This window comes from Sphingobacterium sp. NPDC055346 (assembly GCF_053645235.1).
Map to the genome: position 1 here is coordinate 1 of NZ_JBSHMI010000015.1, position 1,452 is coordinate 1,452.

Here is a 1,452-nt window from a genome sequence, read left to right on the forward strand (position 1 = left end):
CGTACGGTTACCAAGCGTACTGAGCTTACCTTTGAAAGCCTCCGTTACCTTTTTGGAGGCGACCACCCCAGTCAAACTACCCACCAAACAATGTCTCCCACATGATGGGATTAGAAACCGAATACAGAAAGGGCGGTATTTCAAGGGCGTATCCGCGATTCCTGGCGAAACCGCTTCGACTACTCCCGCCTATCCTACACATCCTGTACCCAATTTCAATGTTAAGCTATAGTGAAGGTTCATGGGGTCTTTCCGTCCCGTTGCGGGTAACCGGCGTCTTCACCGATACCACAATTTCACCGAGCTCATGGCTGAGACAGCGCCCAGATCGTTACACCATTCGTGCAGGTCGGAACTTACCCGACAAGGAATTTCGCTACCTTAGGACCGTTATAGTTACGGCCGCCGTTTACTGGGGCTTCGATTCAATGCTTCTCCCGGAGGATGACATCCCCTCTTAACCTTCCAGCACCGGGCAGGTGTCAGGCCTTATACCTCATCTTTCGATTTCGCAAAGCCATATGTTTTTGCTAAACAGTCGCCTGGGCCTTTTCACTGCGGCTTCTCCATCGCTGGAGGAAGCGCCCCTTCTCCCGAAGTTACAGGGCCATTTTGCCGAGTTCCTTAGCCATGATTCACTCGAGCACCTTAGGATCCTCTCCTCGACCACCTGTGTCGGTTTGCGGTACGGGTCTTGATGACCTGGAGCTTAGCGGGTTTTCTTGGAAGTCTGCTTACCTGCGCTATCAGCGCCCCCGAGGGTTTGCTGTACTATCGGGCTTCGGCTGTACCGGCGGATTTGCCTACCGGTCCAATACCTTTGCCCTTCAACGAACTATTCCGTCAGTTCGCGGCAGTGTCACTACTCCGTCACCACATCGCAGTCATCAACAGTACGGGAATATTAACCCGTTGGCCATCGGCTGCCTCCGTTCGGATGCGCCTTAGGTCCCGACTGACCCTGATCCGATTAGCGTTGATCAGGAAACCTTGGTCTTTCGGTGGGCGGGTTTCTCACCCGCCTTATCGTTACTTATGCCTACATTTGCTTTTCCATCAGGTCCACCACAGGTCGCCCTGCGGATTCGCCCCCGATGGAATGCTCCCCTACCAGTGCAATAAATTGCAATCCATAGCTTCGGTACCGTTCTTGATGCCCGTTTATTATCCACGCCCGGCCGCTCGACTAGTGAGCTGTTACGCACTCTTTAAATGAATGGCTGCTTCCAAGCCAACATCCTAGCTGTCTGGGCAACCGGACCTCGTTAGTTCAACTTAGAACGGATTTGGGGACCTTAGCTGATGGTCTGGGTTCTTTCCCTCTCGGCCTTGGACCTTAGCACCCAAAGCCTCACTGCCGGCCATATCTAGCAGCATTCGGAGTTCGTCTGGATTTGGTAGGATTTGACTCCCCCGCACCCAATCGGTAGCTCTACCTCTGCTAGACTCCAT

At 53.3% G+C, this 1,452-nt stretch carries 1 rRNA gene (only partly in view); it reads right to left on the reverse strand.

Annotated elements, in window-relative coordinates:
* A 23S ribosomal RNA gene (locus tag ACWICE_RS19650) occupies positions 1-1,452 on the reverse strand; its annotated part runs 964 nt beyond the window's last position; the annotation flags it as partial.